The sequence below is a fragment of the Hydrogenophaga electricum genome, assembly GCF_030160815.1.
In the GTDB taxonomy this organism is placed as follows: Bacteria; Pseudomonadota; Gammaproteobacteria; order Burkholderiales; family Burkholderiaceae_C; genus Hydrogenophaga; species Hydrogenophaga electricum.
On record NZ_BSPB01000024.1, the window covers coordinates 1 to 24463 of the forward strand.

Annotated in this window: 32 protein-coding genes and 1 tRNA gene; 25 read left to right on the forward strand and 8 right to left on the reverse strand. The window is 65.3% G+C overall.

Going from position 1 to position 24463, the window contains the following annotated elements; genetic code table 11:
• Positions 1-102, forward strand: a 102-nt coding sequence (locus QQK43_RS14160; RefSeq protein WP_284308314.1) for an integrase core domain-containing protein, incomplete at its 5' end; no start/stop codon positions are given.
• Here QQK43_RS14160 and QQK43_RS14165 read toward each other — a convergent pair.
• Complete coding sequence (locus tag QQK43_RS14165) at positions 99-542, reverse strand: PaaI family thioesterase (RefSeq protein ID WP_234264434.1); 444 nt, start codon at positions 540-542, stop codon at positions 99-101. The two genes, QQK43_RS14160 and QQK43_RS14165, sit on opposite strands and share 4 nt — an antisense overlap.
• A 76-nt stretch (positions 543-618) precedes the next feature.
• Here QQK43_RS14165 and QQK43_RS14170 point away from each other — a divergent pair, with 76 nt between their 5' ends.
• Positions 619-1035, forward strand: a complete 417-nt coding sequence (locus QQK43_RS14170) for a MerR family DNA-binding transcriptional regulator (protein ID WP_234264435.1) — start codon at positions 619-621, stop codon at positions 1033-1035.
• Between the two features lie 9 nt (positions 1036-1044).
• On the opposite strand, the gene queA is transcribed toward QQK43_RS14170, so the two are convergent.
• Both queA and QQK43_RS14180 read right to left on the reverse strand, forming a co-directional pair.
• Positions 1045-2148 (reverse strand): tRNA preQ1(34) S-adenosylmethionine ribosyltransferase-isomerase QueA, encoded by a 1104-nt coding sequence (gene queA, locus QQK43_RS14175; protein ID WP_234264436.1) that lies wholly within the window; start codon positions 2146-2148, stop codon positions 1045-1047.
• 45 nt (positions 2149-2193) lie between these two features.
• The gene (locus QQK43_RS14180; RefSeq protein ID WP_284308285.1) at positions 2194-4722 is read right to left on the reverse strand and encodes a chemotaxis protein CheW; all 2529 of its coding nucleotides are present in this window, start codon (positions 4720-4722) and stop codon (positions 2194-2196) included.
• A 65-nt stretch (positions 4723-4787) separates the two neighbouring features.
• On the opposite strand from QQK43_RS14180, the gene QQK43_RS14185 reads away from it, so the two are divergent.
• Positions 4788-7091, forward strand: a complete 2304-nt coding sequence (locus QQK43_RS14185; protein WP_284308286.1) for an ATP-dependent DNA helicase RecG — start codon at positions 4788-4790, stop codon at positions 7089-7091.
• 9 nt (positions 7092-7100) lie between these two features.
• Here the strand turns inward: QQK43_RS14185 and QQK43_RS14190 are convergent, their stop codons facing one another.
• Entirely contained in the window at positions 7101-7586 is a 486-nt protein-coding gene (locus QQK43_RS14190; protein WP_234264439.1) for a hypothetical protein, read from the reverse strand.
• A gap of 124 nt (positions 7587-7710) precedes the next feature.
• Here QQK43_RS14190 and QQK43_RS14195 point away from each other — a divergent pair, with 124 nt between their 5' ends.
• From QQK43_RS14195 to QQK43_RS14205, 3 genes are all read left to right on the forward strand, one after another.
• Positions 7711-8670: a hydrogen peroxide-inducible genes activator gene (locus QQK43_RS14195; RefSeq protein WP_234264440.1), complete on the forward strand. Its 960-nt coding sequence runs from the start codon at positions 7711-7713 to the stop codon at positions 8668-8670.
• Positions 8671-8719: 49 nt separating this feature from the next.
• Complete coding sequence (locus QQK43_RS14200; protein WP_234264441.1) at positions 8720-9217, forward strand: Dps family protein; 498 nt, start codon at positions 8720-8722, stop codon at positions 9215-9217.
• A gap of 132 nt (positions 9218-9349) precedes the next feature.
• On the forward strand, positions 9350-10306 hold the full coding sequence (locus QQK43_RS14205) for a 4-hydroxybenzoate octaprenyltransferase (protein ID WP_284308287.1): 957 nt from the start codon (positions 9350-9352) through the stop codon (positions 10304-10306).
• Positions 10307-10309: 3 nt separating this feature from the next.
• On the opposite strand, the gene proC is transcribed toward QQK43_RS14205, so the two are convergent.
• Positions 10310-11143: a pyrroline-5-carboxylate reductase gene (gene proC, locus QQK43_RS14210; RefSeq protein ID WP_284308288.1), complete on the reverse strand. Its 834-nt coding sequence runs from the start codon at positions 11141-11143 to the stop codon at positions 10310-10312.
• Positions 11144-11484: 341 nt separating this feature from the next.
• Here proC and rplN point away from each other — a divergent pair, with 341 nt between their 5' ends.
• The 19 genes from rplN (at position 11485) to QQK43_RS14305 (ending at position 20596) form a co-directional block, all read left to right on the forward strand.
• Positions 11485-11853 (forward strand): 50S ribosomal protein L14, encoded by a 369-nt coding sequence (gene rplN / locus QQK43_RS14215; RefSeq protein WP_234264444.1) that lies wholly within the window; start codon positions 11485-11487, stop codon positions 11851-11853.
• A 10-nt stretch (positions 11854-11863) separates the two neighbouring features.
• On the forward strand, positions 11864-12184 hold the full coding sequence (gene rplX / locus QQK43_RS14220) for a 50S ribosomal protein L24 (RefSeq protein ID WP_284308289.1): 321 nt from the start codon (positions 11864-11866) through the stop codon (positions 12182-12184).
• A 2-nt stretch (positions 12185-12186) separates the two neighbouring features.
• The gene (gene rplE / locus QQK43_RS14225; RefSeq protein WP_284308290.1) at positions 12187-12726 is read left to right on the forward strand and encodes a 50S ribosomal protein L5; all 540 of its coding nucleotides are present in this window, start codon (positions 12187-12189) and stop codon (positions 12724-12726) included.
• 8 nt (positions 12727-12734) lie between these two features.
• Positions 12735-13040 carry a 30S ribosomal protein S14 gene (gene rpsN, locus QQK43_RS14230; protein WP_234264447.1) on the forward strand — a complete coding sequence of 102 codons (306 nt, stop codon included), beginning with the start codon at positions 12735-12737 and terminating at the stop codon, positions 13038-13040.
• A gap of 18 nt (positions 13041-13058) precedes the next feature.
• A complete protein-coding gene (rpsH, locus tag QQK43_RS14235) occupies positions 13059-13454 on the forward strand; it encodes a 30S ribosomal protein S8 (RefSeq protein ID WP_234264448.1) in 396 nt (131 codons plus the stop codon).
• Between the two features lie 24 nt (positions 13455-13478).
• Positions 13479-14012, forward strand: a complete 534-nt coding sequence (gene rplF / locus QQK43_RS14240; protein WP_234264449.1) for a 50S ribosomal protein L6 — start codon at positions 13479-13481, stop codon at positions 14010-14012.
• 11 nt (positions 14013-14023) lie between these two features.
• Positions 14024-14389 (forward strand): 50S ribosomal protein L18, encoded by a 366-nt coding sequence (rplR, locus tag QQK43_RS14245; protein ID WP_234264450.1) that lies wholly within the window; start codon positions 14024-14026, stop codon positions 14387-14389.
• A gap of 17 nt (positions 14390-14406) precedes the next feature.
• A complete protein-coding gene (gene rpsE / locus QQK43_RS14250; protein WP_234264451.1) occupies positions 14407-14925 on the forward strand; it encodes a 30S ribosomal protein S5 in 519 nt (172 codons plus the stop codon).
• 11 nt (positions 14926-14936) lie between these two features.
• Complete coding sequence (rpmD, locus tag QQK43_RS14255; protein ID WP_234264452.1) at positions 14937-15119, forward strand: 50S ribosomal protein L30; 183 nt, start codon at positions 14937-14939, stop codon at positions 15117-15119.
• A gap of 27 nt (positions 15120-15146) precedes the next feature.
• Complete coding sequence (gene rplO / locus QQK43_RS14260; RefSeq protein WP_234264453.1) at positions 15147-15578, forward strand: 50S ribosomal protein L15; 432 nt, start codon at positions 15147-15149, stop codon at positions 15576-15578.
• 27 nt (positions 15579-15605) lie between these two features.
• The gene (secY, locus tag QQK43_RS14265; protein ID WP_234264454.1) at positions 15606-16916 is read left to right on the forward strand and encodes a preprotein translocase subunit SecY; all 1311 of its coding nucleotides are present in this window, start codon (positions 15606-15608) and stop codon (positions 16914-16916) included.
• Positions 16917-16922: 6 nt separating this feature from the next.
• The gene (gene infA / locus QQK43_RS14270) at positions 16923-17141 is read left to right on the forward strand and encodes a translation initiation factor IF-1 (RefSeq protein WP_009514918.1); all 219 of its coding nucleotides are present in this window, start codon (positions 16923-16925) and stop codon (positions 17139-17141) included.
• 44 nt (positions 17142-17185) lie between these two features.
• Complete coding sequence (rpmJ, locus tag QQK43_RS14275; protein ID WP_234264455.1) at positions 17186-17299, forward strand: 50S ribosomal protein L36; 114 nt, start codon at positions 17186-17188, stop codon at positions 17297-17299.
• Between the two features lie 17 nt (positions 17300-17316).
• Positions 17317-17682, forward strand: a complete 366-nt coding sequence (gene rpsM, locus QQK43_RS14280) for a 30S ribosomal protein S13 (protein ID WP_234264456.1) — start codon at positions 17317-17319, stop codon at positions 17680-17682.
• 17 nt (positions 17683-17699) lie between these two features.
• Entirely contained in the window at positions 17700-18104 is a 405-nt protein-coding gene (rpsK, locus tag QQK43_RS14285; RefSeq protein WP_234264457.1) for a 30S ribosomal protein S11, read from the forward strand.
• 194 nt (positions 18105-18298) lie between these two features.
• Positions 18299-18922, forward strand: a complete 624-nt coding sequence (rpsD, locus tag QQK43_RS14290; RefSeq protein WP_234264458.1) for a 30S ribosomal protein S4 — start codon at positions 18299-18301, stop codon at positions 18920-18922.
• Positions 18923-19028: 106 nt separating this feature from the next.
• The gene (locus tag QQK43_RS14295; RefSeq protein WP_234264459.1) at positions 19029-20012 is read left to right on the forward strand and encodes a DNA-directed RNA polymerase subunit alpha; all 984 of its coding nucleotides are present in this window, start codon (positions 19029-19031) and stop codon (positions 20010-20012) included.
• An 84-nt stretch (positions 20013-20096) separates the two neighbouring features.
• Positions 20097-20492, forward strand: a complete 396-nt coding sequence (gene rplQ / locus QQK43_RS14300) for a 50S ribosomal protein L17 (protein ID WP_284308291.1) — start codon at positions 20097-20099, stop codon at positions 20490-20492.
• A 27-nt stretch (positions 20493-20519) separates the two neighbouring features.
• Positions 20520-20596: transfer RNA gene (locus QQK43_RS14305), tRNA-Met, on the forward strand.
• A gap of 90 nt (positions 20597-20686) precedes the next feature.
• Here the strand turns inward: QQK43_RS14305 and QQK43_RS14310 are convergent.
• The 3 genes from QQK43_RS14310 to QQK43_RS14320 form a co-directional block, all read right to left on the reverse strand.
• A complete protein-coding gene (locus QQK43_RS14310; protein ID WP_284308292.1) occupies positions 20687-22348 on the reverse strand; it encodes a class I adenylate-forming enzyme family protein in 1662 nt (553 codons plus the stop codon).
• A gap of 70 nt (positions 22349-22418) precedes the next feature.
• A complete protein-coding gene (locus QQK43_RS14315) occupies positions 22419-23567 on the reverse strand; it encodes a C4-dicarboxylate TRAP transporter substrate-binding protein (protein WP_234264462.1) in 1149 nt (382 codons plus the stop codon).
• Between the two features lie 74 nt (positions 23568-23641).
• On the reverse strand, positions 23642-24463 hold the full coding sequence (locus tag QQK43_RS14320) for a crotonase/enoyl-CoA hydratase family protein (RefSeq protein ID WP_284308293.1): 822 nt from the start codon (positions 24461-24463) through the stop codon (positions 23642-23644).

Consider the following 24463-nt stretch of genomic DNA (forward strand, 5'->3'; position numbering starts at 1 on the left):
TTCCTGGCCTACTACAACGCCCGCAGGCCTCACTCGGCACTGGGCTACAAGCCTCCAGCATCCCGGCTCTCCGGGAACAACCTATTGCAACTCAACACTTAGTGCTCCTTGGGCAGTGCCGACGGTGCCGCGCCCAGCAGGTTGCGGGCCGTGGCCAGTAGCGTGGCACAGTGGGTCGGGTGGCCGTCGTGGACGGCGTGCACCTCGGCCGCGCACACGCTGAGCTGCCGGCCCGCATTCACCACGCGCCCGATCGCCCGCAGGTGGCTGCCGCGGGCCGGCGCAAACAGCTTGAGTGTGCCGTCGATGGTGGCGTTGCTCGCGCCTTCGGGCAGGAGCGAGGCCGCGGCGCCGACGGCCGCGAAGTCGGCAATGGCGAACAGGGCGGTGGCCTGCAACTGGCCTTCGCGAAAGCAGAGCGCGGGGGTGATCGGCATCTCGATCTCCACATGGCCTGGCTCGAACGCGACGAAGCGCAGTTGCAGGGTGTGCGCGATCGGCATGGCCAGAATGGCATTGCGAATGGTCTCGATCGGGGTCATCGGTGTCTCCGGTAATCCAAGGGAACACCGAGGCTACGAAAGCTCGCACAGTGCGAAGGGCGTTAGGCTCTGGGCCATGAAGATTTCCGAACTGGCCCGCCTGTCCGGTGTTTCGGTGCACCGGCTGCGGCGTTATGAAGCGCTGGGTATGTTGCCCGCCGCGCGCTCGCCTTCGGGGCACCGCGAGTTTGCGAGCGGTGCGGTGCGCGAGGCCATCTTCATCGCCATGAGCCGCGACCTGGGCTTCTCGCTGGAGCGCGTGGCCCAGATGCTGCCCCGCTACCGCGCGGGCACGCTGTCGTTCGACGACATGAAGGCCTTCATGGAAGAGCGCATCGCGGAGGTGGATGCGGTCCTGGCGGAACAGCGCGCGCTGCGCCGGCGGCTGGTGCAGCACGTGCGCTGGCTGATGCGCCGCAAGGCCAGCTTTGCACAGCGCGCGGCGGCCAGGAATCCGTTCATTCTGGCCGAGCGCTCGAAACGCCGGCGCTGACGCGTGGCGTCAGCCCTGGCGGCGCGCCAGCAGCATCGCGTCGCCGTAGCTGAAGAAGCGGTAGCGCTGCGCCACCGCGTGGCGGTAGAGCGCCATCACGGGTTCGTATCCGGCGAAGGCGCTGACCAGCATCATCAGCGTGCTTTTGGGCAGGTGGAAATTGGTGACCAGCTGGTCCACCACCCGGAAGTCGAAGCCCGGCGTGATGAAGATGTTGGTGTCGCCCTGGGTCTCGCCGTTGCGCGCCCAGCTTTCCAGGGTGCGCACCGTGGTGGTGCCAATGGCCACCACCTGGCCGCCCCGGGCCCGGCAGTCGGCGATGGCTTGCACCGTTTCGGGGGGTATGACGTACCGCTCATGGTGCATGACGTGATCGCTGATGCGTTCCGTCTTCATGGGTGCGAAGGTGCCCGCGCCCACATGCAGGGTCACGTTGGCACGCCGCACGCCGCGCGCATCCAGCGCGGCCAGCACGCCGTCGTCGAAATGCAGCGCCGCGGTGGGCGCGGCCACCGCACCGGGCACGCGCGCGAACACCGTCTGGTAGCGCCGCGCGTCGTCGGCGCTGTCGGCGTGGGTGATGTAGGGCGGCAGGGGCACGTGGCCGTGGCGCTCCATCAGCGTGTACGGGTCTTCGCCGGCCGGGCCTTCCAGCCGCAGGCGGAAGAGCTGGCCCTGGGCGTCGGGCCAGCGGCCCAGGAAAACGGCGTCGAACCCGCCCTGGCGCAGGCCACCGGCCAGGTGCAGGCGGCCGCCGGGCAGGGGTTTCTTGCTCACCCGCAGATGCCCCACCACTTCGTTCGGCGAGCCATCGCTGGCCTCGTGCGGCAGCAGCACGCGCTCGATCAGCAGCTCCAGCTTGCCGCCGCTGGCCTTCTCGCCAAAGATGCGCGCCTTGACAACCTGGGTGTCGTTGAAGACCAGCAGATCGCCCGGCTGCAGCAGGCCGGGCAGGTCGCGGAAGATGCGGTCGACCGCCGCCGCGCCGGTACCGTCGAGCAGGCGCGAGGCGCTGCGTTCGGTCGCCGGGTGCTGGGCGATGAGTTCGGGGGGGAGATCGAAGTCGAAATCGGCGACGGTGTAGCGATCGTCGCCGGGGCTGGGCAGGCTCATGGGGTTTGAGGGCCGGACGGGGCCCGTTCCAAAACGCAGGGGCCGCTATTGTGGCAGGGCCGGGGCGATGAGTTTCTCGAACAGCTTTTCGATGTCCAGCAACTGGATCAGGGGCTGGTCGCCCTCCGGTTTGACGAAGTGCGTGACCAGCTTGCCGGCCCCTTGTGGGGCAAAAGGCGAGGGCACGATTTGCTCGTCGGCGTACTCAGGCACCGCGTGCAGCGCGTCAACCAGCAGGCCGACGGTGCGCGGACCCTGGCGCACGACCACGATCTCGCTGGCGTCTTCGAGGCGCGTGGGGCGGCCGTTGACGAGTTGACCGAGGTCGTAGACCCAGGCCACGCGCTCGATGGCGATGCCCGCCTGCGGCACCAGCATGCCGATGCGCCCGGACGGGTCGGCCATGGTGCGGCCGGTCAGCAGCGTGGCCGGCACCGATTCGGCGACCTGGGTGGCCGGCATGGCCAGGATGTGCTGGCCGCACCAGACGGTGGCGTACATGCGCAGCGTGCCCGCACCGGAGGCCACGTCGGTGCCCGCCTTGTAGCTGCCGCGCGCGATCAGTGCCCGCTCCTGCACCTCGCCCAGCGGAATGCAGACGATGGCCAGCACGTCGTCGACGTAGCCGTCGGTGGTCTTGAATTCGCGGTAGCCCTGGCAGACGGCGGCGCCCATCACCACGTAGTGGCCCTCGTGTTCGAGCACGCGCGCCGCGCTGCGGCCACGTGGCAGGTCGGTCACGCCCGGCGGCAAGGGCAGTGGGGTGCCGACAGGCTTGCCCGGATCGGTGGTCGACATGACGCGGCCCTGCCGGTTGACGAAATAGGCCGAGGTGTGCAGCGCCTGCGACAGGCAGCCCTTGAGCATGGCCTCGAACTCGCGCTCGGCCTCGAACACGATGCCGATGCCGCCCACCACGCGACCTTCGTCGCTCGGGTGGTGGATGGCGGCGTGGTAGGTGTAAGTGGGGGCTTCGCCGCCAAGCAGGCAGGGCCCGAAGGCGGTGACGGCGTAGGACTGGTCGTCGCGCAGGGCCTTGACGCGCTGCATCGTGGCCGGGTCGACGACCAGCGGCTGGCTCTGGGCGTCGCTGCCCATGAGCGCGCCGCGCGAGGCGGCCAGCACCTGGCCCTGCGCGTCGTACACATAGAGCGTGCTGTAGACGGTGTAAAGCTCGTTGATGTAGTCGAGGATGCGGGTGATCGCGCTGGCGTCGGGCTGGGGGCTGGCCAGCGCGGCGCGGATCTCCGGCGTCAGCGCCCACCAGCGGCAGTCGTTGGCGCGTTCATAGAGGTTGCGGTCGAGCAGATCCACCAGCAACTGCGCGACCGACTCGGCGTTGTCCAGGCGCGATTCGAGCACGGTCTCGTACAGATCGCTGATCGAGCGCGAGAAAACCTCGTTGCTGCGCGCGCCGGTTTCGCTGATCTGTTCGAGGATGGCCTTGAGCTGCTGCTGACCGCCACGGCCTTCGGAGGTGATGACCTGCCCGTTCCAGACCACGCGCTGGATGGTTTCGGTGGCGCTCATCACCTCGTACAGCGGCGGGCTGAAGCGCCGCGCGTGCGACAGCAGGCCGGCGGCGGTGGCCGGCTCCAGCGCGGCCAGCGTCTGGCGCGATGCGGCCGAAAACGCCAGCTGCAGCGGAATCATCACCTGGCCCTGCCAGCCGGCGGGCCCCGGGTAGCCCTGGTAGTTTTCCGCCGAGCAGGTGTGGACCAGGTATTCGCGGCCCTCGTGGATGAACACCTGGGGCCGGCCTTCGGGGTTGACCGGCACGGTCGTGCCCACCGCGACCCAGCGGTCGTCGGCGCTGGCGATCACGCGCTGCCGGGCGTCCAGCAGCAGCATGTTCATGCGGCCTTCGCGGTCGCGGTGCGAGCGGAAGATGCCGGCCATCTCGCGCTCGAAGTCGAAACACAGGCACAGCAGGCCCACCACGGCGCCCGTCTCGGGGTGGTGCATGCGGCGCGAATAGATCAGCGCCTGCGACTTGCCTGGCCGCAGGTCGGTGGCGCGGAAGGTTTCGACGAAACCGTCGGTCTTGAGCGTCTCGGCGATCAGCGGGTCGGTGCTGCCCTCGACCGGCGAATCGGGGTCGATCTGCACCAGCACGTTGCCCTCGGTGTCGACCAGCAGGATTTCGTTGTAGACCGTGTACTTGCTGCGGTAGGCCAGCAGGCGCGAGCGGATGGCATCGATGTCTTCGCGCTCGCCCGCGACGAAGGCGCACAGCTCGCGGTCGGTAGCCAGAAAGCCCACGTCGGCGGTGCGTTCGTACAGGTTGCGCACCACGATGTCGATCACGTAGCGGGCCTTGGTCCCGATCGCGGCCAGCACGTTGCCGACCTTTTCGCCGACCAGGCTGCCCACCAGCTCGCGTTCGAGCCGGTTGAAGCCGGCCTGGGTGGCGCTCATGATCGGCAGGATGTTGCGCGCCTCCTGCGGGCAGTTCATCTTGGCCGACGCTTCGATCATGCGCCACATCACGCCCAGCTCGTGCAGCGACTGTTCGCAGCGCACGACGTCGCGCATGTACGGCAGAAACGTGTCGGTGTGCAGGGGCGGGCTCATGCCGGGGCTTTAGCAAGCGCCGTGCCCCGGTGAGCGGGGTTAAATCGATGGTTCACAATGCCGCCATGCCGGAGACGCCCGCCCCCGCCGAAACCTCCCCAAAGCCCGCTGCAGCGGGCGCGCCGACGCTCTCCGCGCCGCAGAAAGCCCTGCGCAAACTCGGTCTGGTGCGCGACATCGACCTGGCCCTGCACCTGCCCCTGCGCTACGAGGACGAGACCCGGCTGACCACGCTGGCGGCAGCGCGCGACGGCGAGGTGGTGCAGATCGAAGGCACCGTGACCCAGCAGGAAATCAGCTACCGGCCGCGCCGCCAGTTGCTGGTCACGCTCGACGACGGCACCGACACCTGCACCCTGCGCTTTTTCACCTTCTACCCTTCGCACCAGAAGGTCTTGGCGGTGGGCGCGCGGGTGCGCGTGCGGGGCGAACTGCGCGGGGGCTTTCTGGGGCGCAGCATCATGCACCCCACGGTCAAGGCTGCGGGAAGCGAGCTGGCGACGGCCCTCACCCCGGTCTACCCCACCAGCGCCCAGTTGCCCCAGGCCTACCTGCGCAAGGCGGTGGTCAGCGGGCTCCAGCGGGCGGCGCTGGACGAAACCGTGCCGGCCGCACTGCTGCAGCACCTGCGCCAGACCTTGCCGGGGCTGCGCGGCCCGCTGATGACGCTGCGCGAGGCCCTGCAATTCCTGCACCACCCTGGCCCGGACGTGTCGCTGGCCGCGCTGGAAGACCGCAGCCACCCGGCCTGGCAGCGCCTCAAAGCCGAAGAACTGCTGGCCCAGCAGCTGTCGCAGCTGACGGCCAAACGCGAGCGCGACGCCTTGCGCGCGCCGGCCCTGGCGGTGTCGCCGGGGGGCCTGCCGGAGCAGTTGCTGGCGGCGCTGCCGTTTGCGCTGACGGCGGCGCAGCGCCGCGTCTGCACCGAGATCGCCGCCGACCTGGCCCGCCCGGTGCCCATGCACCGCCTGCTGCAGGGCGACGTGGGCTCGGGCAAGACCGTGGTGGCGGCCATGGCCGCCACCTTGGCCATCGGCGCCGGCTGGCAGTGCGCGCTGATGGCGCCCACCGAGATCCTGGCCGAACAGCATTTCGCCAAGCTCATCGGCTGGCTGGAACCGCTGCTGGCACCGCTGGGCAAGCGCGTGGCCTGGCTCACCGGCAGCCAGAAGAAGAAGCAGCGCGCCGAGATGCTGGCCCTCATCGCCAGCGGCGAGGCCGCCCTGGTGGTGGGCACGCACGCGGTGATCCAGGACCAGGTGCAGTTCAAGCAGCTCGCGCTGGCCATCATCGACGAGCAACACCGCTTCGGTGTGGCGCAGCGGCTAGCGCTGCGGAGCAAGATGGGCGAGGGCATCGCTCCCGGGGCGCATGGGGCAACGGCTTCGGAGCCGCATCTGCTGATGATGAGTGCGACCCCCATTCCCCGCACGCTGGCCATGAGCTATTACGCCGACCTCGATGTGTCGACCATCGACGAACTGCCGCCCGGGCGCACGCCCATCGTGACCCGCGTGCTGTCCGACAGCCGCCGGCAGGAGGTGATCGAGCGCATCCGCGTGCAGGTGGCCGAGGGGCGGCAGGTCTACTGGGTCTGTCCGCTGATCGAAGAGAGCGAGGTGATCGACCTGTCCAATGCGACGGCCACGCACGCGGAACTCAGCGCCGCGCTCAACCGCGCCCACGGGCCTTTCCGGCCAGACGTGTCGCTGTCCAAGGCTTCCGAGGGCCCGGCGCTGCCGACCCAAGGGCTTGTTCCTTCTCCCAGTGTCGAAGGCGAGACAGAGCGGGGGGACGTCGCTTCAGCGGCTCAGGGGGATGCTCCTGTGCTCGTTGGCCTGCTGCATTCGCGCATGCCGGTGGCCGAAAAGAAGGCGGTGATGAGCCTGTTCAGCGGCGGCCACATGGGCGTGCTCGTCTCGACCACGGTGATCGAGGTGGGGGTCGACGTGCCCAATGCGTCGCTGATGGTGATCGAACACGCCGAACGCTTCGGGCTGTCGCAATTGCACCAGTTGCGGGGGCGGGTGGGCCGGGGGGCTGCCGCGTCGGCCTGCGTGCTGATGTACACGCCCAACGAAGGGGGGCGGCTGGGGGAGACGGCACGCGAACGCCTGCGGGCGATGGCCGAAACCAGCGATGGCTTCGAGATTGCCCGGCGCGATCTGGAGATCCGGGGGCCGGGGGAATTTCTGGGGGCCCGGCAGTCAGGCGCGCCGCTGCTGCGCTTTGCCGATCTGGCCACCGACGGCCATTTGCTGGCCTGGGCCCGGGAGGCGGCCCAGTCGATGCTGGACCAGCATCCCGCTCAGGCCGAGAAGCACGTCGCCCGCTGGCTGGGCACGCGGGCCGAGTACCTCAAGGCCTGAACGGTCCGTTCAGCGGCGAATGCCCTGCACCGTGGCCAGGTCCAGTTGGGTCGGGTAGCCCTGGCCGTCCAGCGCACTGCCTTCCTGCGAGGCAAACAGGCGGTTGCCGTCGACGTAGAGCAGCTCCTTGCCACTTTCGCCGAGCGAGGTCTCGGTGACCTTGTCGGCCGTCTTGCCCGAAGCCTGGGTGGTGCCGTCGATGGTGATGTTGGCCGGGAAGTCCTGGCTGGCGACGGGATTGCCCGAGCAACTGGTGTTGTTGAACACCCGCAGCGTCGAGGTGCCCGAGACGCTGTGGGCACCGCCCTTGGTCAGCACGATGGTGGCGTTGGCGGACAGGCCGTCTTCGCTGTAGCACGGGGCGTCCCAGGTGCCGACGTACTTGTCGGCCGGTTCTCCGGCGGCCGAGGTGCCGTTGTCGTTGTTGTCTCCGCTACCACCGCAAGCGGCGAGCATGGCTGTGGCCAGCCAGACGGCCAGCGTTTTCTTGTTCATGTTGTCGATTCCTCCTGATCGTTGATGGATGTGCCACCCGGTGGGCGACGGGCGGAATCTTAATGTGACTTAATGTAAAGCGCGCCCGCAACAGTGCGCTGGCGAGAGCGCGCAAAATACGCCCATGACGCTCACCGAACTCAAGTACATCGTGGCCGTGGCGCGCGAGAGGCACTTTGGCAAGGCGGCCGAGGCCTGTTTCGTGTCGCAGCCCACGCTTTCCGTGGCGATCAAGAAGCTGGAAGAGGAGCTGGAGCTCAAGATCTTCGAGCGCAACGCCAGCGAAATCGCCGTCACGCCGCTGGGCGAAGAGATCGTGCGCCAGGCGCAGACGGTGCTGGAGCAGGCGGCGGCCATCAAGGAGATTGCCAAGCGCGGCAAGGACCCGCTGGCCGGCCCGCTCAAGCTGGGGGTCATCTACACCATCGGCCCCTACCTCCTGCCCAACCTGGTGCGCCAGGTCATCGAGCGCACCCCGCAGATGCCGCTGATGCTGCAGGAAAACTTCACCAGCAAGCTGCTGGAGCAGTTGCGCCTGGGCGAGATCGATTGCGCCATCCTGGCCGAACCGTTCCCGGACACCAATCTCGCCATCGCGCCGCTGTACGACGAACCGTTCATGGCGGCGGTGCCGGCCAACCACCCGCTGGCCCAGCGCAAGACCATCACCACCGAAGTGATCAAGAACGAGACCATGCTGCTGCTCGGTACCGGGCACTGCTTCCGTGATCACGTGCTGGAAGTCTGCCCGGAGTTCGCCCGCTTTTCCAACGACACCGAGGGCATCCGCAAGAGCTTCGAGGGCTCGTCGCTGGAAACCATCAAGCACATGGTGGCCGCCGGCATGGGTGTGACGCTGGTGCCCCGGCTGTCGGTGCCGCGCTCCGCGCTGGAAGGCAACGCCGACGCCACCCAGGACATGGGCGACGCGGCGTTTGTGCACTACCTGCCCTTCGAAGGCGACCCGCCCACGCGGCGCGTGGTGCTCGCCTGGCGGCGCAGCTTCACCCGCTACGAGGCGATTGCCGAACTGCGCAACGCCATTTATGCCTGCCAGTTGCCCGGGGTCAAACGCCTGTCGTGAGGGCGGCTTATCCTTTTCGTGTGTCCTCAACCTTCAGGAGATGTCTTCCATGGCCAAAAGCAAACCATCGGCCCCGTCCATCCAGATCGGCATTGGTGACAAAGACCGTGCCGCCATCGCCAAAGGCTTGTCCAAGCTGCTGGCCGATACCTACACGCTGTACCTGACCACGCACAACTTCCACTGGAACGTGACCGGGCCCATGTTCAATTCGTTGCACACGATGTTCATGGACCAGTACACCGAACTCTGGAATGCCGTCGACCCGATCGCCGAGCGCATCCGCTCGCTGGGCCACGCGGCCCCGGGCAGCTACGCCCAGTTCGGCAAGCTGAGCTCGGTCCCCGACGCGCCGGCCACGCCGCCCAAGGCGCTGGAGATGGTGCGCATCCTCGTGCAGGGACACGAGGCGGTCGCGCGCACCGCGCGCGAGCTGTTTCCGGTGGTCGACAAGGCCAGCGACGAGCCCACAGCCGATCTGCTGACCCAGCGGCTGACGGTGCACGAGCAGACCGCCTGGATGCTACGCTCGCTGCTGGAAGAGTGAAGCCCCACCCCCGCGCGGAATGAGCCCCACCCCCGCGCCGCGGCTGCGGCGCGTCACCCCCTCAAGGGGGGCGAAGCCGGCCCGCCAGTTTCCTTGCCAGGGTGGAGGGCATGTCCCAGGTGCTATGTATCTATGTCCGTTGTCACGCCTGCGCCTTCGCGCCTCTCTCTCTACCTCGATCTGATCCGCTGGAACCGGCCCGCCGGCTGGCTGTTGTTGCTCTGGCCCACGCTGGCGGCGCTGTGGCTGGCGGCGGACGGGTTTCCCGGCTGGCACCTGGTGGCGGTGTTCACGCTGGGCACCATCCTCATGCGCAGCGCCGGCTGCTGCATCAACGACGTGGCCGACCGCGACTTCGACCGCCATGTCAAGCGCACCGCGCAGCGCCCCGTCACGAGCGGGCGCATCGGCACGGCCGAAGCGCTGGGGCTGGGGGCGGGGCTGGCCGTCGTGGCCTTCCTTCTGGTGCTGACCACCAACTTCGCAACCATCGCTTGGTCGTTCATTGGCCTTTTTCTGACGTTGCTCTACCCCTTTGCCAAGCGGGCGGTCTCCATGCCGCAGGCGGTTCTGGGGGTGGCGTTCAGTTTCGGGATCCCCATGGCGTTTGCTGCGGTGCAGGCCGGCCCCGCGCTGGAGCTGCTGGTCTCGCCGGGCGGCAGCCTGGAACTGACGCCTGCCGGAATCTGGCGGGGCGTGCAAGCCAGCGTGCCGGTGTGGGCCTGGGTGCTGCTGCTGGGCAATCTTTTCTGGGTGGTGGCCTACGACACCGAATACGCGATGGTCGATCGGGACGATGACCTCAAGATCGGCATGAAGACCTCGGCCATCACTCTGGGGCGCTTCGACGTGGCGGCCGTGACCGGCTGCTACCTGGTGTTTCTGGCCATCTGGACGCTGGCTGTGTGGAGCCGGGTGCACCCGGGCGTGTGGCTGTCCACCATGGCCTTGGCGCTGGCCCAGGTGGTCTGGCACCACCGCCTGATCCGCGACCGGACCCGGGAAGGCTGCTTCCAGGCTTTCCGGATCAACCACTGGCTGGGTTTCACCGCGTTTGGCGGTGTGGTGGCCGGGTTGGCGTGGCGCTGAGGTTCAGGCGCCGAAGGCCTGTCCCAACTCGGCGGCGCGGGTCTGTGCGGCTTTCAACGCGGTCTCGAACAGCCCTTTGATGTCCGCGGCGTCCATGCTGGTGATGGCCGCGTGCGTGGTACCGCCCTTGGAGGTCACCCGTTCCCGCAGCACCTGTGGCGGCTCGCCGGAGCGTTGGGCCAGCGTGGCGGCGCCAACAAAGGTGCCCACGGCCAATTGGTAGGCCACTTCAGGAGGCAGTCCCATGCGCGTGCCGGCATCCCGCATGGCTTCGAGGAAATAGAAAACATAGGCTGGCCCCGATCCCGACAGGGCGGTGACGGCGTCGAGATCGGCTTCGGTGGACACCCAGACCAGTTCGCCGGTGGTGCGGATGACGCTTTCGGCGAGCGTGCGGTCCTCGGGCGTGACGGCGGTGCGTGCCACCAGTCCCGTCATGCCCAGACCGACCAGGGCGGGGGTGTTGGGCATGGCGCGCACGATGCGTTCGCTGCCCAGCCAGCGGGCGATGGAGTCGCTGGTGATGCCGGCGGCCACGCTCAGGTGCAGGGGATGGCCGAGGAAGTCGGCGGCTGCCGCAGCGGCTTCGCGGAAGGTTTGCGGTTTGATGGCCCAGATCACCAGGTCGGGCGTGGCCAACTCGGGACCTGCTGCGGCGAGGAGGGTGAGGCCGGGGAACTGTTGGGCCAAGCGTGCGCGCTGCTCGTCCCAGGGTTCGATGACCTGCATCCGGTCGACGGGATGCCCCTGGCGGACCAGGCCGCCCAGGATGGCACTGGCCATATTGCCGCCGCCGACAAACGTGATCAGGGGGAAACGGGAGGTAGGGGAGGTCATGTTTCGAGGGCCGAACGGAAAGCCTGCATCTTCGCAGATCGGCGGCGGGGCTCTGGTGCGTGGGATTACCCCTATATAGAGGGGCGCCAAGCGCCTGGCCTGATCTGTGCTGGGTGGGTTTCGGGGTGTTTCAATCCATGGCACAAAAAGAGTGTTGACAGCCAAAGGGTGGTGTGCCACAATCATGAGCTTCGCCCTCAAAAGGCGAGGTTTCTGCCCACCGAAGGGTGGTCATTTCGGCAGCCAGCAGGCGGCTTTGAGATGGTCTTCCGACGACGGGCCCAAGACTGATCGCTCACGGCCGTGGTGGCTGCGAGGATTCAAGTTGGGACTTAAATCAAATGATCCAAACGCAATCTCGACTCGATGTTGCTGACAACACGGGTGCCAAGTCCGTGATGTGCATCAAGGTGCTGGGTGGTTCCAAGCGCCGTTATGCCAGCGTGGGCGATGTCATCAAGGTCAGCATCAAAGAAGCAGCGCCGCGCGGCCGCGTCAAAAAAGGCGAGGTCTACAACGCCGTGGTGGTGCGCACCGCCAAGGGTCTCCGTCGTCCGGACGGCGCCCTGATCAAGTTCGACGGCAATGCCGCCGTGTTGCTCAACGCCAAGCTGGAGCCCATCGGCACCCGCATCTTCGGCCCGGTCACGCGCGAGCTGCGTACCGAGAAGTTCATGAAGATCGTGTCCCTGGCCCCTGAGGTTCTCTGAGGATTCATCCATGAACAAGATTCGTAAAGGCGACGAGGTCATCGTCATCGCCGGTCGCGACAAGGGCAAGCGTGGCAAGGTGCTTGAGCGCGCCAGCGACGACCGCGTCGTGGTGGAAGGTGTCAACATCGTCAAGAAGCACGCCAAGCCGAACCCCATGAAGGGTGTGACCGGTGGGATCGTGGAGAAGACGATGTCGATCCACCAATCCAACGTGGCCATCTTCAATGCGGCCTCCGGCAAGGCTGACCGCGTGGGCGTCAAGGTCCTGGCTGACGGCAAGAAAGTGCGCGTCTTCAAGTCCAGCGGCGAAGAAATCAAGGTGGCATGACCATGGCACGCTTTCAAGACATCTATCGCGACAAGGTCGCGCCCAGCCTGATCGAGAAGTTCGGTTACAAGTCGGCCATGGAAGTGCCGCGCATCACCAAGATTACGCTGAACATGGGCGTGAGCGAGGCCGTGGCCGACAAGAAGGTGATGGACCACGCTGTGGGTGATCTGACCAAGATCGCCGGCCAAAAGCCCGTGGTGACGAAAGCCCGCAAGGCCATCGCTGGTTTCAAGATCCGTGAGCAACAGGCCATCGGCTGCATGGTGACCCTGCGTGGCGCCCGCATGTACGAATTCCTGGATCGCTTCGTCACGGTGGCCCTGCCCCGCGTGCGTGACTTCCGGGGTATCTCCGGCAAGTCGTTTGACGGTCGTGGCAACTACAACGTGGGCGTCAAAGAGCAGATCATCTTCCCCGAAATCGAATACGACAAGGTGGATGCCCTGCGTGGTCTGAACATCAGCATCACGACGACCGCCAAGACCGACGAAGAGTGCAAGGCGCTCCTGGCGGGCTTCCGTTTTCCGTTCAAGAACTGAGGTGGCGCGTGGCTAAACAAGCATTGCTCCAACGTGAACTCAAGCGCGAAAAGCTCGCCGCCAAGTTCGCCCAGAAATACGCCGATCTGAAGGCGACTGCCAACGACGCCAAGCGTTCCGACGAAGAGCGCGACGCTGCCCGTCTGGCGCTGCAAAAGCTGCCCCGCAACGCGAACCCGACCCGCCAGCGCAACCGCTGCGAGATCACCGGTCGTCCGCGCGGCACCTTTGCCTACTTCGGCCTGGCTCGCGCCAAGGTGCGTGAAATGGCTTTCGCCGGCGAAATCCCCGGCGTGACCAAGGCCAGCTGGTAAGCCCTAGGAGAACCCCAAATGAGCATGAGTGATCCTATCGCTGACATGTTGACCCGCATCCGCAACGCGCAGATGGTCGAGAAGACCACCGTGTCGATGCCGGCGTCGAAACTCAAAGCCGCGATTGCCCAGGTCCTCAAGGACGAAGGCTATATCGATGGTTTCCAGATCAAGACCGAAGGCGGCAAGAGTCAGCTCGAAATCGCGCTGAAGTACTACGCCGGCCGTCCGGTGATCGAAAGCATCGAGCGCGTGAGCAAGCCGGGTCTGCGTATCTATCGCGGCCGCAACGCCCTGCCCCAGGTCCAGAACGGGCTGGGTGTGGCCATCGTCACCACGCCGAAGGGTGTGATGACCGACCGCAAGGCGCGCGCCACCGGTGTCGGCGGCGAAGTGCTGTGTTACGTCGCCTGATGCGGGCATTGAGGAGAAACTGAAATGTCGCGTATTGGTAAGCTGCCGGTCACCATCCCTGCTGGGGTGGAAGTGGCCGTCAATGACAGCCTGATCAGCGTCAAGGGTGCCCTGGGTGCCCTGTCGCAGGCGCAAAACGCCCTGGTCAAGGTGGAAAACAAGTCGGGTACGCTGGCCTTCACGCCGGTGGACGAATCGCGTGAAGCCAACGCCATGTCGGGCACCCTGCGTCAGCTGGTGAACAACATGGTCACGGGCGTGAGCAAGGGCTTCGAAAAGAAGCTGACCCTGATTGGTGTGGGCTACAAGGCCCAGGCTCAAGGCAGCAAGCTCAACCTGAACGTCGGTTACTCGCACCCGGTGGAGATCGAGATGCCTGCTGGCATCAAGGTGGAAACCCCGACGCCGACCGAAGTCGTCATCAAGGGCGCTGATCGTCAGCGCGTGGGCCAGATCGCTTCCGAAGTGCGCGCCGTGCGCCCACCCGAGCCCTACAAGGGCAAGGGCATCCGCTACGCGGATGAGAAGGTCGTGATCAAGGAAACCAAGAAGAAGTAAGGACCAGGATCATGTTGACCAAAAAAGAGCAACGCCTGCGCCGTGCCCGCCAAACGCGCATCCGTATTGCGCAGCAGGGCGCTGTCCGTCTGACCGTGAATCGCACCAACCTGCACATCTACGCCAGCGTCATTTCCGGCGATGGTGCCAAGGTGCTGGCCTCGGCCTCGACCCTGGAAGCGGAAGTGCGTACCCAGCTCGGCGCCGCCGGCAAGGGTGGCAATGCCGCTGCAGCGGCCCTGATCGGCAAGCGCATTGCCGAAAAGGCCAAGGCTGCTGGTATCGAGAAAGTGGCTTTCGATCGTTCGGGTTTTGCCTACCACGGCCGTGTGAAGGCCCTTGCAGATGCGGCTCGTGAAGCTGGCCTGCAGTTCTGATCAGAGGGATACACAAAATGGCTAAATTTCAGGCAAACGTGAAAAACGAAGGCAACGACGACGGCCTGCGCGAGAAGATGATCGCGATCAACCGCGTGACCAAGGTGGTCAAGGGTGGTCGTATCCTCGGTTTCGCCGCCCTGACCGTGGTCGGCGATGGCGATGGTCGCGTCGGCATGGGCAAGGGCAAGGCCCGTGAAGTGCCGGTGGCCGTGCAGAAGGCCATGGAACAGGCTCGTCGCAACATGGTGAAGGTGTCGCTCAAGAGCGGTTCGCTGCACCATGCGGTGCACGGCGAGCACGGTGCCGCCAACGTGATGATGCTACCCGCCGTCAAGGGTACGGGCATCATTGCCGGTGGTCCGATGCGCGCCGTGTGCGAAGTGATCGGTATCACCGACGTGGTGGCCAAGAGCCATGGCTCGAGCAACCCCTATAACCTGGTGCGTGCCACGCTGGACGCACTGAAGAATTCCACCACGCCCGCCGAAGTGGCTGCCAAGCGCGGCAAGTCGGTGGAAGAAATTCTGGGCTGATTGGAGCGACCATGAGCACTGAAAACAACGTCAAGGTCCAACTCGTCCGCAGCCCCATCGGCTGCAAAGAGTCGCACCGCGCCACCGTGCGTGGCCTGGGTCTGCGCAAGCTCGGCAGTGTCAGCGAACTGCAGGACACCCCGGCCGTGCGCGGCATGATCAACAAGATCGCCTACCTGGTCAAGGTGCTGTAAGCCAGCATCGAGAAGGACACATACGTCATGGAACTCAACACCATCAAGCCCGCTGAGGGTGCCAAGCACGCCAAGCGTCGCGTTGGTCGTGGTATCGGCTCGGGCCTGGGTAAGACCGCCGGTCGTGGTCACAAAGGCCAGAAGTCCCGCTCGGGTGGCTACCACAAGGTCGGCTTCGAAGGCGGCCAGATGCCCCTGCAGCGCCGTCTGCCCAAGCGCGGCTTCAAGTCGGCTGCCTTGCAGTTCAACGCGGAAGTCACCCTGGCAGACCTGAACACCGTGGACGCCGCCGAAGTCGACGTGCTGGTGCTCAAGCAAGCTGGCCTGGTGCCGCAGTTGGCCAAGCGTGTCAAGGTCATCAAGACCGGTGAACTGCAACGCGCGGTCACGCTGAAGGGTATCGGTGCCACGGCGGGAGCCAAGGCAGCGATCGAAGCGGCCGGCGGTTCGCTGGCCTGATCAGGTACCTCGTAAAAAAGGCACTCTGTGGCAACCGGATCCACGACTCTCGCCAAGACGGGCAAGTTCGGCGACCTGCGTCGCCGGCTGGTGTTCCTGCTGCTGGCGCTGGTGGTTTACCGCGTCGGGGCACACATTCCCGTTCCGGGGATCGACCCTGCCCAGCTGGAGCAGCTGTTCAAGAGCCAGCAGGGCGGCATCCTGAGCCTGTTCAACATGTTCTCGGGTGGCGCGCTCTCGCGCTTCACGGTCTTTGCGCTGGGGATCATGCCGTACATCTCGGCATCGATCATCATGCAGCTGATGACTTACGTCGTTCCGACGTTCGAGCAGTTGAAGAAGGAAGGAGAGGCTGGTCGCCGCAAGATCACCGCCTACACGCGCTACGGCACGCTTGGACTGGCGATCTTCCAGGCCATGGGCATTGCCTTGGCGCTGGAAGGGCAGGCTGGTCTGGTCATCAGCCCCGGCATGGGCTTCCGCATCACTGCGGTTGTCAGCCTGGTCGCAGGGACGATGTTCCTGATGTGGCTGGGTGAACAGATCACCGAGCGTGGTCTGGGCAACGGCATCTCGATCCTGATCTTCGCCGGGATTGCAGCGGGCTTGCCCAACGCCATCGGTGGTTTGCTGGAGCTGGTGCGCACCGGTGCCATGAGCATCCTGGTGGCCTTGTTCATCATCGCGCTGGTCATCCTGGTGACCTACTTCGTGGTGTTCGTGGAACGAGGTCAGCGACGGATTCTGGTGAACTACGCACGCCGTCAGGTGGGCAACAAGGTGTACGGAGGCCAGTCTTCGCACCTGCCGCTCAAGCTGAACATGGCTGGTGTGATTCCACCGATTTTCGCGTCGTCGATCATCCTGTTGCCGACCACCATCGTCAGCTGGGTCAGTACCGGGGATTCCACGCGCTGGCTGCGCGACATCGCTTCGGCGCTGTCGCCGGGGCAGCCGATCTACGTGGCGCTGTACGCTGCGGCCATCGTGTTCTTCTGCTTCTTCTATACGGCTCTCGTGTTCAACAGCCGCGAGACTGCCGACAACCTGAAGAAGAGTGGGGCTTTCATTCCGGGTATCCGCCCGGGTGACCAGACGGCGCGCTACATCGACAAGATCCTGTTGCGGCTGACCCTGGCGGGCGCTATCTACATCACGGCGGTATGCTTGCTGCCGGAGTTCCTGATCCTTGAGTACAACGTGCCGTTCTATTTCGGCGGGACCTCATTGCTGATCATCGTGGTGGTGACCATGGATTTCATGGCCCAGGTTCAAAATTACATGATGTCTCAGCAGTATGAGTCGCTACTGAAGAAAGCGAATTTCAAAGCAAGTTGAGCAGCGATGGCAAAGGACGATGTCATTGAGATGCAAGGGGAGGTGGTTGAAAACCTCCCCAATGCGACCTTCAGGGTCAAGCTCGAAAACGGGCATGTGGTCCTGGGGCACATTTCCGGCAAGATGCGTATGCACTACATCCGCATCCTGCCAGGCGACAAGGTCAAAGTGGAGCTCACGCCGTATGACCTGACCCGTGCCCGGATCGTCTTCCGGGCCAAGTGACAGGACGGCAGTCCGAACGTAATTGGGAAATTTAGGAGAAGACTATGAGAGTTTCGGCTTCGGTCAAGAAAATGTGCCGCAACTGTAAGATCATCCGCCGCAACGGTGTGGTGCGTGTCATCTGCACCGACCCGCGCCACAAGCAACGTCAAGGCTGAGCGTTTAGAGGACTGAAATGGCTCGTATTGCAGGTATCAACATTCCGCCGCACAAGCACGCCGAAATCGGCTTGACGGCCATCTTCGGTATCGGTCGCACCCGCGCTCGCAAGATTTGCGAAGCCTGTGGCATCGAATACGACAAGAAGATCAAAGACCTCTCGGACGCCGAGCTCGAGAAGGTGCGTGACCAGGTCGGTCAGTTCACCATCGAAGGTGACCTGCGCCGTGAAGTCACGATGAACATCAAGCGCCTGATGGACATCGGCTGCTACCGCGGTTTCCGTCACCGCCGTGGTCTGCCGGTGCGTGGCCAGCGCACCAAGACTAATGCGCGTACGCGCAAGGGTCCGCGCAAGGCCGCCCAGTCGCTCAAGAAATAATCGGTTGAAAGAGAAACATGGCTAAAGCTCCTTCCAGCAACGCCGCCGCCCGTGTCCGCAAGAAGGTTCGCAAGAACATTGCGGACGGGATTGCCCACGTGCACGCGTCGTTCAACAACACGATCATCACCATCACCGACCGCCAGGGCAATGCCCTGTCGTGGGCTTCGTCGGGTGGCCAGGGCTTCAAGGGTTCGCGCAAGTCGACCCCCTTTGCTGCCCAGGTGGCTTCCGAAGTGGCTGGTCGCGCTGCGATCGAACAAGGCATCAAGAATCTGGATGTCGAGATCAAGGGCCCCGGTCCTGGCCGCGAATCGTCCGTGCGTGCCCTCGGCGCCCTGGGTATCCGCATCACCTCGATCTCCGATGTGACTCCGGTGCCGCACAACGGCTGCCGTCCGCAAAAGCGCCGTCGCATCTGATCGTCCCGTTGCCGGGATCGCCCTGCTTGCAGGGGTATTCCTCGGCACGCTACAATCAAAAGCTTTTTCGCTTGCCACCGCAGTCCCGCTGCGGTGGCGTTTTTCGCTAAGCCCACCGCCTCCGGCACGCTGGAAGGCTCCCGCAATCTCGCCCCGCAGCGAGCGATTGCGGCAGATATTTCAAGGAAACCACTGTGGCACGTTACCTCGGCCCCAAGGCCAAACTCTCCCGCCGTGAAGGCTCCGACCTGCTGCTCAAGAGCGCCCGCCGCTCGATCAGCGACAAGGCCAAGTTCGACTCCAAGCCAGGCCAGCATGGCCGCACTTCGGGTCAGCGCACCTCCGACTTCGGTCTGCAGCTGCGTGAAAAGCAGAAGGTCAAGCGCACCTACGGCGTGCTGGAGCGTCAGTTCCGCCGTTACTTCGCCGAAGCCGACCGCCGTCGCGGCAATACCGGCGCCAACCTGCTGTTCCTGCTGGAATCGCGCCTGGACAACGTCGTGTTCCGCATGGGTTTTGCCTCGACCCGCGCCGAAGCCCGCCAGTTGGTTTCGCACAAGGCTGTGACCGTCAACGGCCAACAGGTTAACATCCCTTCCTTCATGGTCAAGGCGGGTGATGTTGTGGCTGTGCGCGAGAAGTCCAAGAAGCAGGCTCGCGTGATCGAAGCCCTGGAACTGGCCAAGCAGATCGGTTTCCCGGCCTGGGTGGAAGTGTCTGCCGACAAGGCCGAAGGTGTCTTCAAGAAGACCCCGGACCGCGACGAATTCGCCTCGGACATCAACGAGTCGCTGATCGTCGAACTGTATTCCCGTTAATCCCGTCCCCGGCCGTTGTGGCGCTCCCTCGCGGCACTGGCTGGGTCATTCCATGCTCCGTCTGCCTTATCGGTGTAACGAGCCGAGGGAACTGAAGGAAGTCTGAATGCTGAACAACCTGCTCAAGCCCAAGTCCATCAACGTCGAGCAAGTCTCGGCCAATCGCGCCAAGGTCACTCTCGAGCCTTTCGAGCGCGGCTACGGGCACACCCTGGGCAATGCCCTGCGCCGCGTGCTGCTGTCGTCCATGGTGGGGCATGCTCCCACCGAAGTGACCATCGCCGGCGTGGTCCATGAGTATTCCTCCATCGATGGCGTCCAGGAGGATGTCGTCAACCTGCTGCTCAACCTCAAGGGCGTGGTGTTCAAGCTCCACAACCGCGACGAGGTCACCCTGAGCCTGCGCAAGGAAGGTGAAGGCGTCGTCACTGCTGCCGACATCCAGACCCCGCACGATGTCGAGATCGTCAACCCCTCGCACGTGATCGCCACGCTGTCGCAGGGTGCGAAGCTGGACATGCAGATCAAGGTCGAAAAGGGCCGTGGTTATGTGCCGGGCAGCCTGCGCCGCAACGACGACGCGTCGCGTTCGCTGGGCCGCATCGTGCTGGACGCTTCGTTTTCCCCCATCAAGCGCGTGAGCTACACCGTCGAAAGCGCTCGCGTCGAGCAGCGTACCGATCTGGACAAGCTGGTCCTCGAGATCGAGACCAACGGCTCCATCGGACCGGAAGAAGCGGTGCGCGCTTCGGCCAAGATCCTGGTTGAACAACTGGCGGTCTTTGCTCAGCTTGAAGGGGCTGAAATCTTCGCCGATGCGCCGCAAACGCGCAGCTCGCAGCAGTTCGACCCGATCCTGCTGCGCCCGGTCGACGAACTCGAACTCACCGTGCGTTCGGCCAACTGCCTGAAGGCCGAAAACATCTACTACATCGGTGACCTGATCCAGCGCACCGAGAACGAGCTGCTCAAGACCCCCAACCTGGGTCGCAAGTCGCTCAACGAAATCAAGGAAGTGCTCGCCTCGCGCGGCCTGACCCTGGGCATGAAGCTGGAAAACTGGCCGCCCGCCGGTCTCGACAAGCACTGATCTGCAAGAACCCGTCAACTACGTCTGACGACCCCCTCCCAGTACCTGATCCGGCTGGGAGCAAAACACTGAAAGGAAACTGAAATGCGTCACGGACACGGCCTCCGCAAACTGAACCGCACCAGCGAGCACCGCCAGGCGATGCTGCGCAACATGATGAACTCGCTGCTCACGCACGAAGTCATCAAGACCACCCTGCCCAAGGCCAAGGAACTGCGCCGTGTGGTGGAACCCATGATCACGCTGGCCAAGGAAGCCACCGTGGCCAACCGCCGTCTGGCCTTCAACCGCCTGCGCGACCGCGACGTTGTGGTGAAGCTGTTCGACGAACTGGGCCCGCGTTTCAAGGCGCGTCCGGGCGGCTACACCCGCATCCTGAAGATGGGTTTCCGCGTTGGCGACAACGCGCCCATGGCCCTGGTGGAACTGGTGGATCGCGCTGAAGACGCTTCGGCCAGCGAAGAAAAAGCCGGTGAATAAAAAACAGTGCTATAATTGAAGTCTTGACGCGGAGTGGAGCAGCCTGGTAGCTCGTTGGGCTCATAACCCAAAGGTCGCAAGTTCAAATCTTGCCTCCGCAACCAAACAAATCAAGTCGACAGGCTTGTTTCAAAAGCCCACCAACTGGTGGGCTTTTTTGTTTCTGCCCCATGCCTTCGGGCCGTCATCCGCCTTCAAGCCGCCGCAAGCAGTTCCTGGGCGCGGGCCAGCAGGCGCTTGAAATCGATCTTGCCTTCGGGCGAGACCGGCCACTCGCCCTCCCAGGGCAGGAAGTCGCGCGGCACTTCGTAGATGGCCATCCGTCCCTTGCAGGCTTCGCGCAGTTCCGCATTGCCCGGCAGAGGTTGGCCGTTGCGCATGCGCACGAAGCTCACGACCTTGGTGCCCCAGTAGGGATCGTCGACACCGAGTGTCTTCACGTCGTCGAAGCGGTCGCCGAAGATGTCGAGCAACTGGGTCGTGACGCGGGTGGTGGACACGTTTTCGCCCCCCGACTTGATGACGCCGCCGAGCCGTCCGAGGTAGGTGACGTAGCCGTTGTCGAAGTGCCCGTAGTCACCGCTGTGAAAGTAGCCCTCGCTGTCGAAGGCCTTGCGGGTTTCTTCGGGTTGCTGGTGGTAGCCGCGGAAGAGGTAAGGGCTGCGGTAGCAGATTTCCCCGGCATCACCCTGGCGCACGCGCTCACCGGTCTCCAGGTCCTTGACGACCACCTCCACACCGGGCAGTGGGCGCCCGTGTGTGTGCTTGTTGATGCTGTCGTTGACGCAGTCGTGATCGGCAAGCGAGACCAGGGGGCCGTTTTCGGTCTGCGCATAGAGGTTGTTGATGGTGGCGCCGGGCGGGCACATGCTGCGGACCAGGTCGTAGGTGCGCGGCTCACCGGCGAGGATCGCCTTGGCGATGCTGAATCGGTACCGTTCGAAATCCGGCACGCGGCGCATGCCTTGCCAGTGCGCATCAAAACCGAAGGTGCTGGTGCAGCCATAGCGGTCGATGAGGCGCAGGGCTTCGACCGGGTGGAACCCGTCCATGAGGACCACGGTCGTGCCGCAGTAGGCCAGGTTCATGGTGAGCGCGAAGATGCCGCTGTTGTGATAGAAGGGCGCGAGATTGATGTAGCGGTCGTCTTCGGTGATGCGCAGATTGCGCGCGCCGAAATGGGCGGTGGCCAGGGGGGGACGGTGGTCCCACAGAGCGCTCTTGGACAGCGACGTGGTGCCCGAGGTCTGGCACATGAACTGGATGTCGGTGGCCTTGCCGGCGTCGACCAGGGCCTGCAGCTGTTCGGGCTTCACGCCAATGGCCGGGTCGCGCAGGCGCTGAAAGTCGATGTAGCCGGCGGGGACCGGGGCGGCCCGGCCGACGCAGACGACGTGCTGCAACGAAGGCAGCAGCGCCGAGCGCGCGCGGCCGTCCTCGCGCACGAGATCGGGCAAAGCGCCTTGCAGCAGCGCCAGCACATCGCGCGGGCCTTGCGCATCGACGGTCACGATCAGTTTGGGCGCGTTGCGCTGGAGCACCCCTTGGAGCTCCTGGGTGCCCCAGAGCAGGTTGAGCGGGTTGACGATGGCGCCCACCTGCAGGGTCGCGAAGTACAGGGCCGCGAACTCGGGCGTCGGGCTGGGCAGCGTGGACACCACGTCGCCACGGCCGATGCCCAGGTCCAGCAGGCTCTGGGCCAGGCGCTGCACCTCGGTGTGCAGCTCGTGGTAGCGGATCTCGCGGCCTTCGAATACCAGCGCCACATGGTCGGCGCGCCGGGCGCAGGTCTGGGCGAAAAATTGCGAAATGGTGCGGTGGTACCAGTCTTGCGAAAGCAGGCGGGAGGACAGCATGGGGGCTCCTGAGGGGGGCGGGCACTGCCGCTGGCGGGTGGCAGGCGCCGCGCCTACCACCCGAGGGCGCTTATTGCAGGCCGTGGACCTTGACGTCGACCTTGGAATAGACCTCGTTCCAGTAGAGGTCGGCCAGGGCTTCGGCGCTGTTGATCGGGGCCACGAGCTGGGTCCACTTGGTCAGCAGCGGGCGCATGGCGGCGATCAGCTCATCGCCGCGCTTGACGTTGTGCTGCTTGGCGTAGGTGGCGGCCAGGTTCGGTGCGTCGGCCTCGATGGCGGCGCGCGAGACCTTCAGCATTTCGGCATCGGGCTGGTGCAGCTTGGCCCCCTTGGCCACGGCCTGCTCGACGTCGCGCTTGGCGTAGACGTAGTAGCGGTAGGTGACCTGGGCGCCCATGACGGTGCCGGCACGCAGCATGCCGCGGCGCTGGTCTTCGGTGAGCTTGCGCCAGACGTCGCGGTTGATGTTGGTGGTGGCGCCCGAGAAGGTGCCGCCCGGTACGCCAGGGGTGATGTCGGTGGTGACTTCCTTGAGGTTCAGGCCACTGAGTTCGGGCGCCGACTGGATGCTGCATTCGACGACCTTCTGCTTCATGGCCTCGAAGATCTCGTTGCCGGGCATCGACACCGGGGTCGCACCCACCTGGCGTGCCCAGCGCGCCCAGGCGGCACCGCCGGCGCGCAGCCGCGCGCCCTTGAGGTCGGCCGCGGTGCTGATCGGCTTGGTGCACAGCAGCATGTAGGGCGAGCTGCCACCGGTGCTGGTGAAGACCTGGTTCTGGCGCGCGAAATCGGCATTGCATTCGGGGCACTTGGTGAAGATGAATTCGGCCAGGGCCCCGCCGAAGGCCATGCCGGCCTTGCCGCTCGTGTCGTTCTCCAGCGCCAGCAGCATGGACAGCTCGGACGCCATGTTCAGGTGCGGGTATTCGGCCGGCGTGTAGGGCGTGAGCACGTAGCCGATGTCGGCCAGGCCCTGCTTGAGGCCGGAGGACATCTCGGCCAGGTTGAGCAGCGACAGGTCGTACACGCGCAGGTTGACGGTGTTGTTGGTGTACTGCTTGACCGCGTCGGCATAAATCTTGGCCGATTCGGGCGCGGCTCCGGTCGGGAAGCCCACGGCGTAGCGCAGCGTGGTCTGAGCGCTGGCCAGGGTGCTGACGAGGGCGCCGGCGGCCAGGGCCACGGCGGTGATCAGGTTGCGGGTTGAGGGCATGGTGGTGTCTCCTGTGGGAATTCCCCGGATCGGGGCGGGTGGGAAGCGGAAATCGGGAACAGGCGGGGCGTGGCTCAGTCGCGAAAAACGGGTGTGCGCCGCTCGCGGGCCGCGGCACCGGCTTCGGCCAGGTCTTGCGAATACAGCATGGCGGCGTTCCAGGTGGCCACGTGGTCGAGCCCGTCGGCGATGCGGTGATCGCGAGCGTGGTTGAGCATGTGCTTGGTGCCGCGCAGTGCCAGCGGCGACTTGGCCGCGAGCGTGCGGGCCACGTCGTACACGCCGGCCTGCAAGGCCTCGTCGCTGGCGAAGCACCGATTGACCAGGCGCAGCGAAGCCGCTTCGTCGGCCTCGACGCGCCGGCCGGTGTAGGCCATTTCGCGCGCCGTGCCTTCGCCCACCAGGCGCGGCAGGCGCTGCAGGGTGCCCACGTCGGCCACCAGGCCGACATCGATCTCCTTCACGCAGAACCAGGCGTTGGCGCTGGCGTAGCGCAGATCGCAGGCGGCGATGATGTCGATGCCGCCCCCCACGCAGGCCGCGTGCACCGAAGCGATCACCGGCTTGGCACAGCGCTCGATGGCGGTGACGGTGTCCTGGATGTCGAGGATGTGTTCACGCAGGCGTTCGCGGGCGCGGCCTTCGCAGCGGTCCTGCGTGAGCTTCTGCAGCTCGGCAAAGGTCGCGAGGTCGAGGCCGGCGCAGAAGTGGCGCCCGCGCGCTTCCAGAATGCCCACCCGCGCCGCGTCGGTGCGGCCGAGCCAGCGCATGGCCTCGCGCAGTTCGTCCCACATGCGCAGGTTGATGGCGTTGGCCTTGGCGGGGCGGTTGAGCGCGATGCGCGCGATGCCGGCGTCCAGGCTGACGGCCAGGGTCTCGAAGTCGGGGGGGGACAT

Excerpts from the sequence above, each read along its gene's own strand:
- QQK43_RS14165 (WP_234264434.1), bottom strand. The coding sequence starts at position 542 with ATGACCCCGATCGAGACCATTCGCAATGCCATTCTGGCCATGCCGATC.
- QQK43_RS14170 (WP_234264435.1), top strand. The coding sequence starts at position 619 with ATGAAGATTTCCGAACTGGCCCGCCTGTCCGGTGTTTCGGTGCACCGG.
- queA (WP_234264436.1), bottom strand. The coding sequence starts at position 2,148 with ATGAGCCTGCCCAGCCCCGGCGACGATCGCTACACCGTCGCCGATTTC.
- QQK43_RS14180 (WP_284308285.1), bottom strand. The coding sequence starts at position 4,722 with ATGAGCCCGCCCCTGCACACCGACACGTTTCTGCCGTACATGCGCGAC.
- QQK43_RS14185 (WP_284308286.1), top strand. The coding sequence starts at position 4,788 with ATGCCGGAGACGCCCGCCCCCGCCGAAACCTCCCCAAAGCCCGCTGCA.
- QQK43_RS14190 (WP_234264439.1), bottom strand. The coding sequence starts at position 7,586 with ATGAACAAGAAAACGCTGGCCGTCTGGCTGGCCACAGCCATGCTCGCC.
- QQK43_RS14195 (WP_234264440.1), top strand. The coding sequence starts at position 7,711 with ATGACGCTCACCGAACTCAAGTACATCGTGGCCGTGGCGCGCGAGAGG.
- QQK43_RS14200 (WP_234264441.1), top strand. The coding sequence starts at position 8,720 with ATGGCCAAAAGCAAACCATCGGCCCCGTCCATCCAGATCGGCATTGGT.
- QQK43_RS14205 (WP_284308287.1), top strand. The coding sequence starts at position 9,350 with ATGTCCGTTGTCACGCCTGCGCCTTCGCGCCTCTCTCTCTACCTCGAT.
- proC (WP_284308288.1), bottom strand. The coding sequence starts at position 11,143 with ATGACCTCCCCTACCTCCCGTTTCCCCCTGATCACGTTTGTCGGCGGC.
- rplN (WP_234264444.1), top strand. The coding sequence starts at position 11,485 with ATGATCCAAACGCAATCTCGACTCGATGTTGCTGACAACACGGGTGCC.
- rplX (WP_284308289.1), top strand. The coding sequence starts at position 11,864 with ATGAACAAGATTCGTAAAGGCGACGAGGTCATCGTCATCGCCGGTCGC.
- rplE (WP_284308290.1), top strand. The coding sequence starts at position 12,187 with ATGGCACGCTTTCAAGACATCTATCGCGACAAGGTCGCGCCCAGCCTG.
- rpsH (WP_234264448.1), top strand. The coding sequence starts at position 13,059 with ATGAGCATGAGTGATCCTATCGCTGACATGTTGACCCGCATCCGCAAC.
- rplF (WP_234264449.1), top strand. The coding sequence starts at position 13,479 with ATGTCGCGTATTGGTAAGCTGCCGGTCACCATCCCTGCTGGGGTGGAA.
- rplR (WP_234264450.1), top strand. The coding sequence starts at position 14,024 with ATGTTGACCAAAAAAGAGCAACGCCTGCGCCGTGCCCGCCAAACGCGC.
- rpsE (WP_234264451.1), top strand. The coding sequence starts at position 14,407 with ATGGCTAAATTTCAGGCAAACGTGAAAAACGAAGGCAACGACGACGGC.
- rpmD (WP_234264452.1), top strand. The coding sequence starts at position 14,937 with ATGAGCACTGAAAACAACGTCAAGGTCCAACTCGTCCGCAGCCCCATC.
- rplO (WP_234264453.1), top strand. The coding sequence starts at position 15,147 with ATGGAACTCAACACCATCAAGCCCGCTGAGGGTGCCAAGCACGCCAAG.
- infA (WP_009514918.1), top strand. The coding sequence starts at position 16,923 with ATGGCAAAGGACGATGTCATTGAGATGCAAGGGGAGGTGGTTGAAAAC.
- rpmJ (WP_234264455.1), top strand. The coding sequence starts at position 17,186 with ATGAGAGTTTCGGCTTCGGTCAAGAAAATGTGCCGCAACTGTAAGATC.
- rpsM (WP_234264456.1), top strand. The coding sequence starts at position 17,317 with ATGGCTCGTATTGCAGGTATCAACATTCCGCCGCACAAGCACGCCGAA.
- rpsK (WP_234264457.1), top strand. The coding sequence starts at position 17,700 with ATGGCTAAAGCTCCTTCCAGCAACGCCGCCGCCCGTGTCCGCAAGAAG.
- QQK43_RS14295 (WP_234264459.1), top strand. The coding sequence starts at position 19,029 with ATGCTGAACAACCTGCTCAAGCCCAAGTCCATCAACGTCGAGCAAGTC.
- rplQ (WP_284308291.1), top strand. The coding sequence starts at position 20,097 with ATGCGTCACGGACACGGCCTCCGCAAACTGAACCGCACCAGCGAGCAC.
- QQK43_RS14310 (WP_284308292.1), bottom strand. The coding sequence starts at position 22,348 with ATGCTGTCCTCCCGCCTGCTTTCGCAAGACTGGTACCACCGCACCATT.
- QQK43_RS14315 (WP_234264462.1), bottom strand. The coding sequence starts at position 23,567 with ATGCCCTCAACCCGCAACCTGATCACCGCCGTGGCCCTGGCCGCCGGC.
- QQK43_RS14320 (WP_284308293.1), bottom strand. The coding sequence starts at position 24,463 with ATGTCCCCCCCCGACTTCGAGACCCTGGCCGTCAGCCTGGACGCCGGC.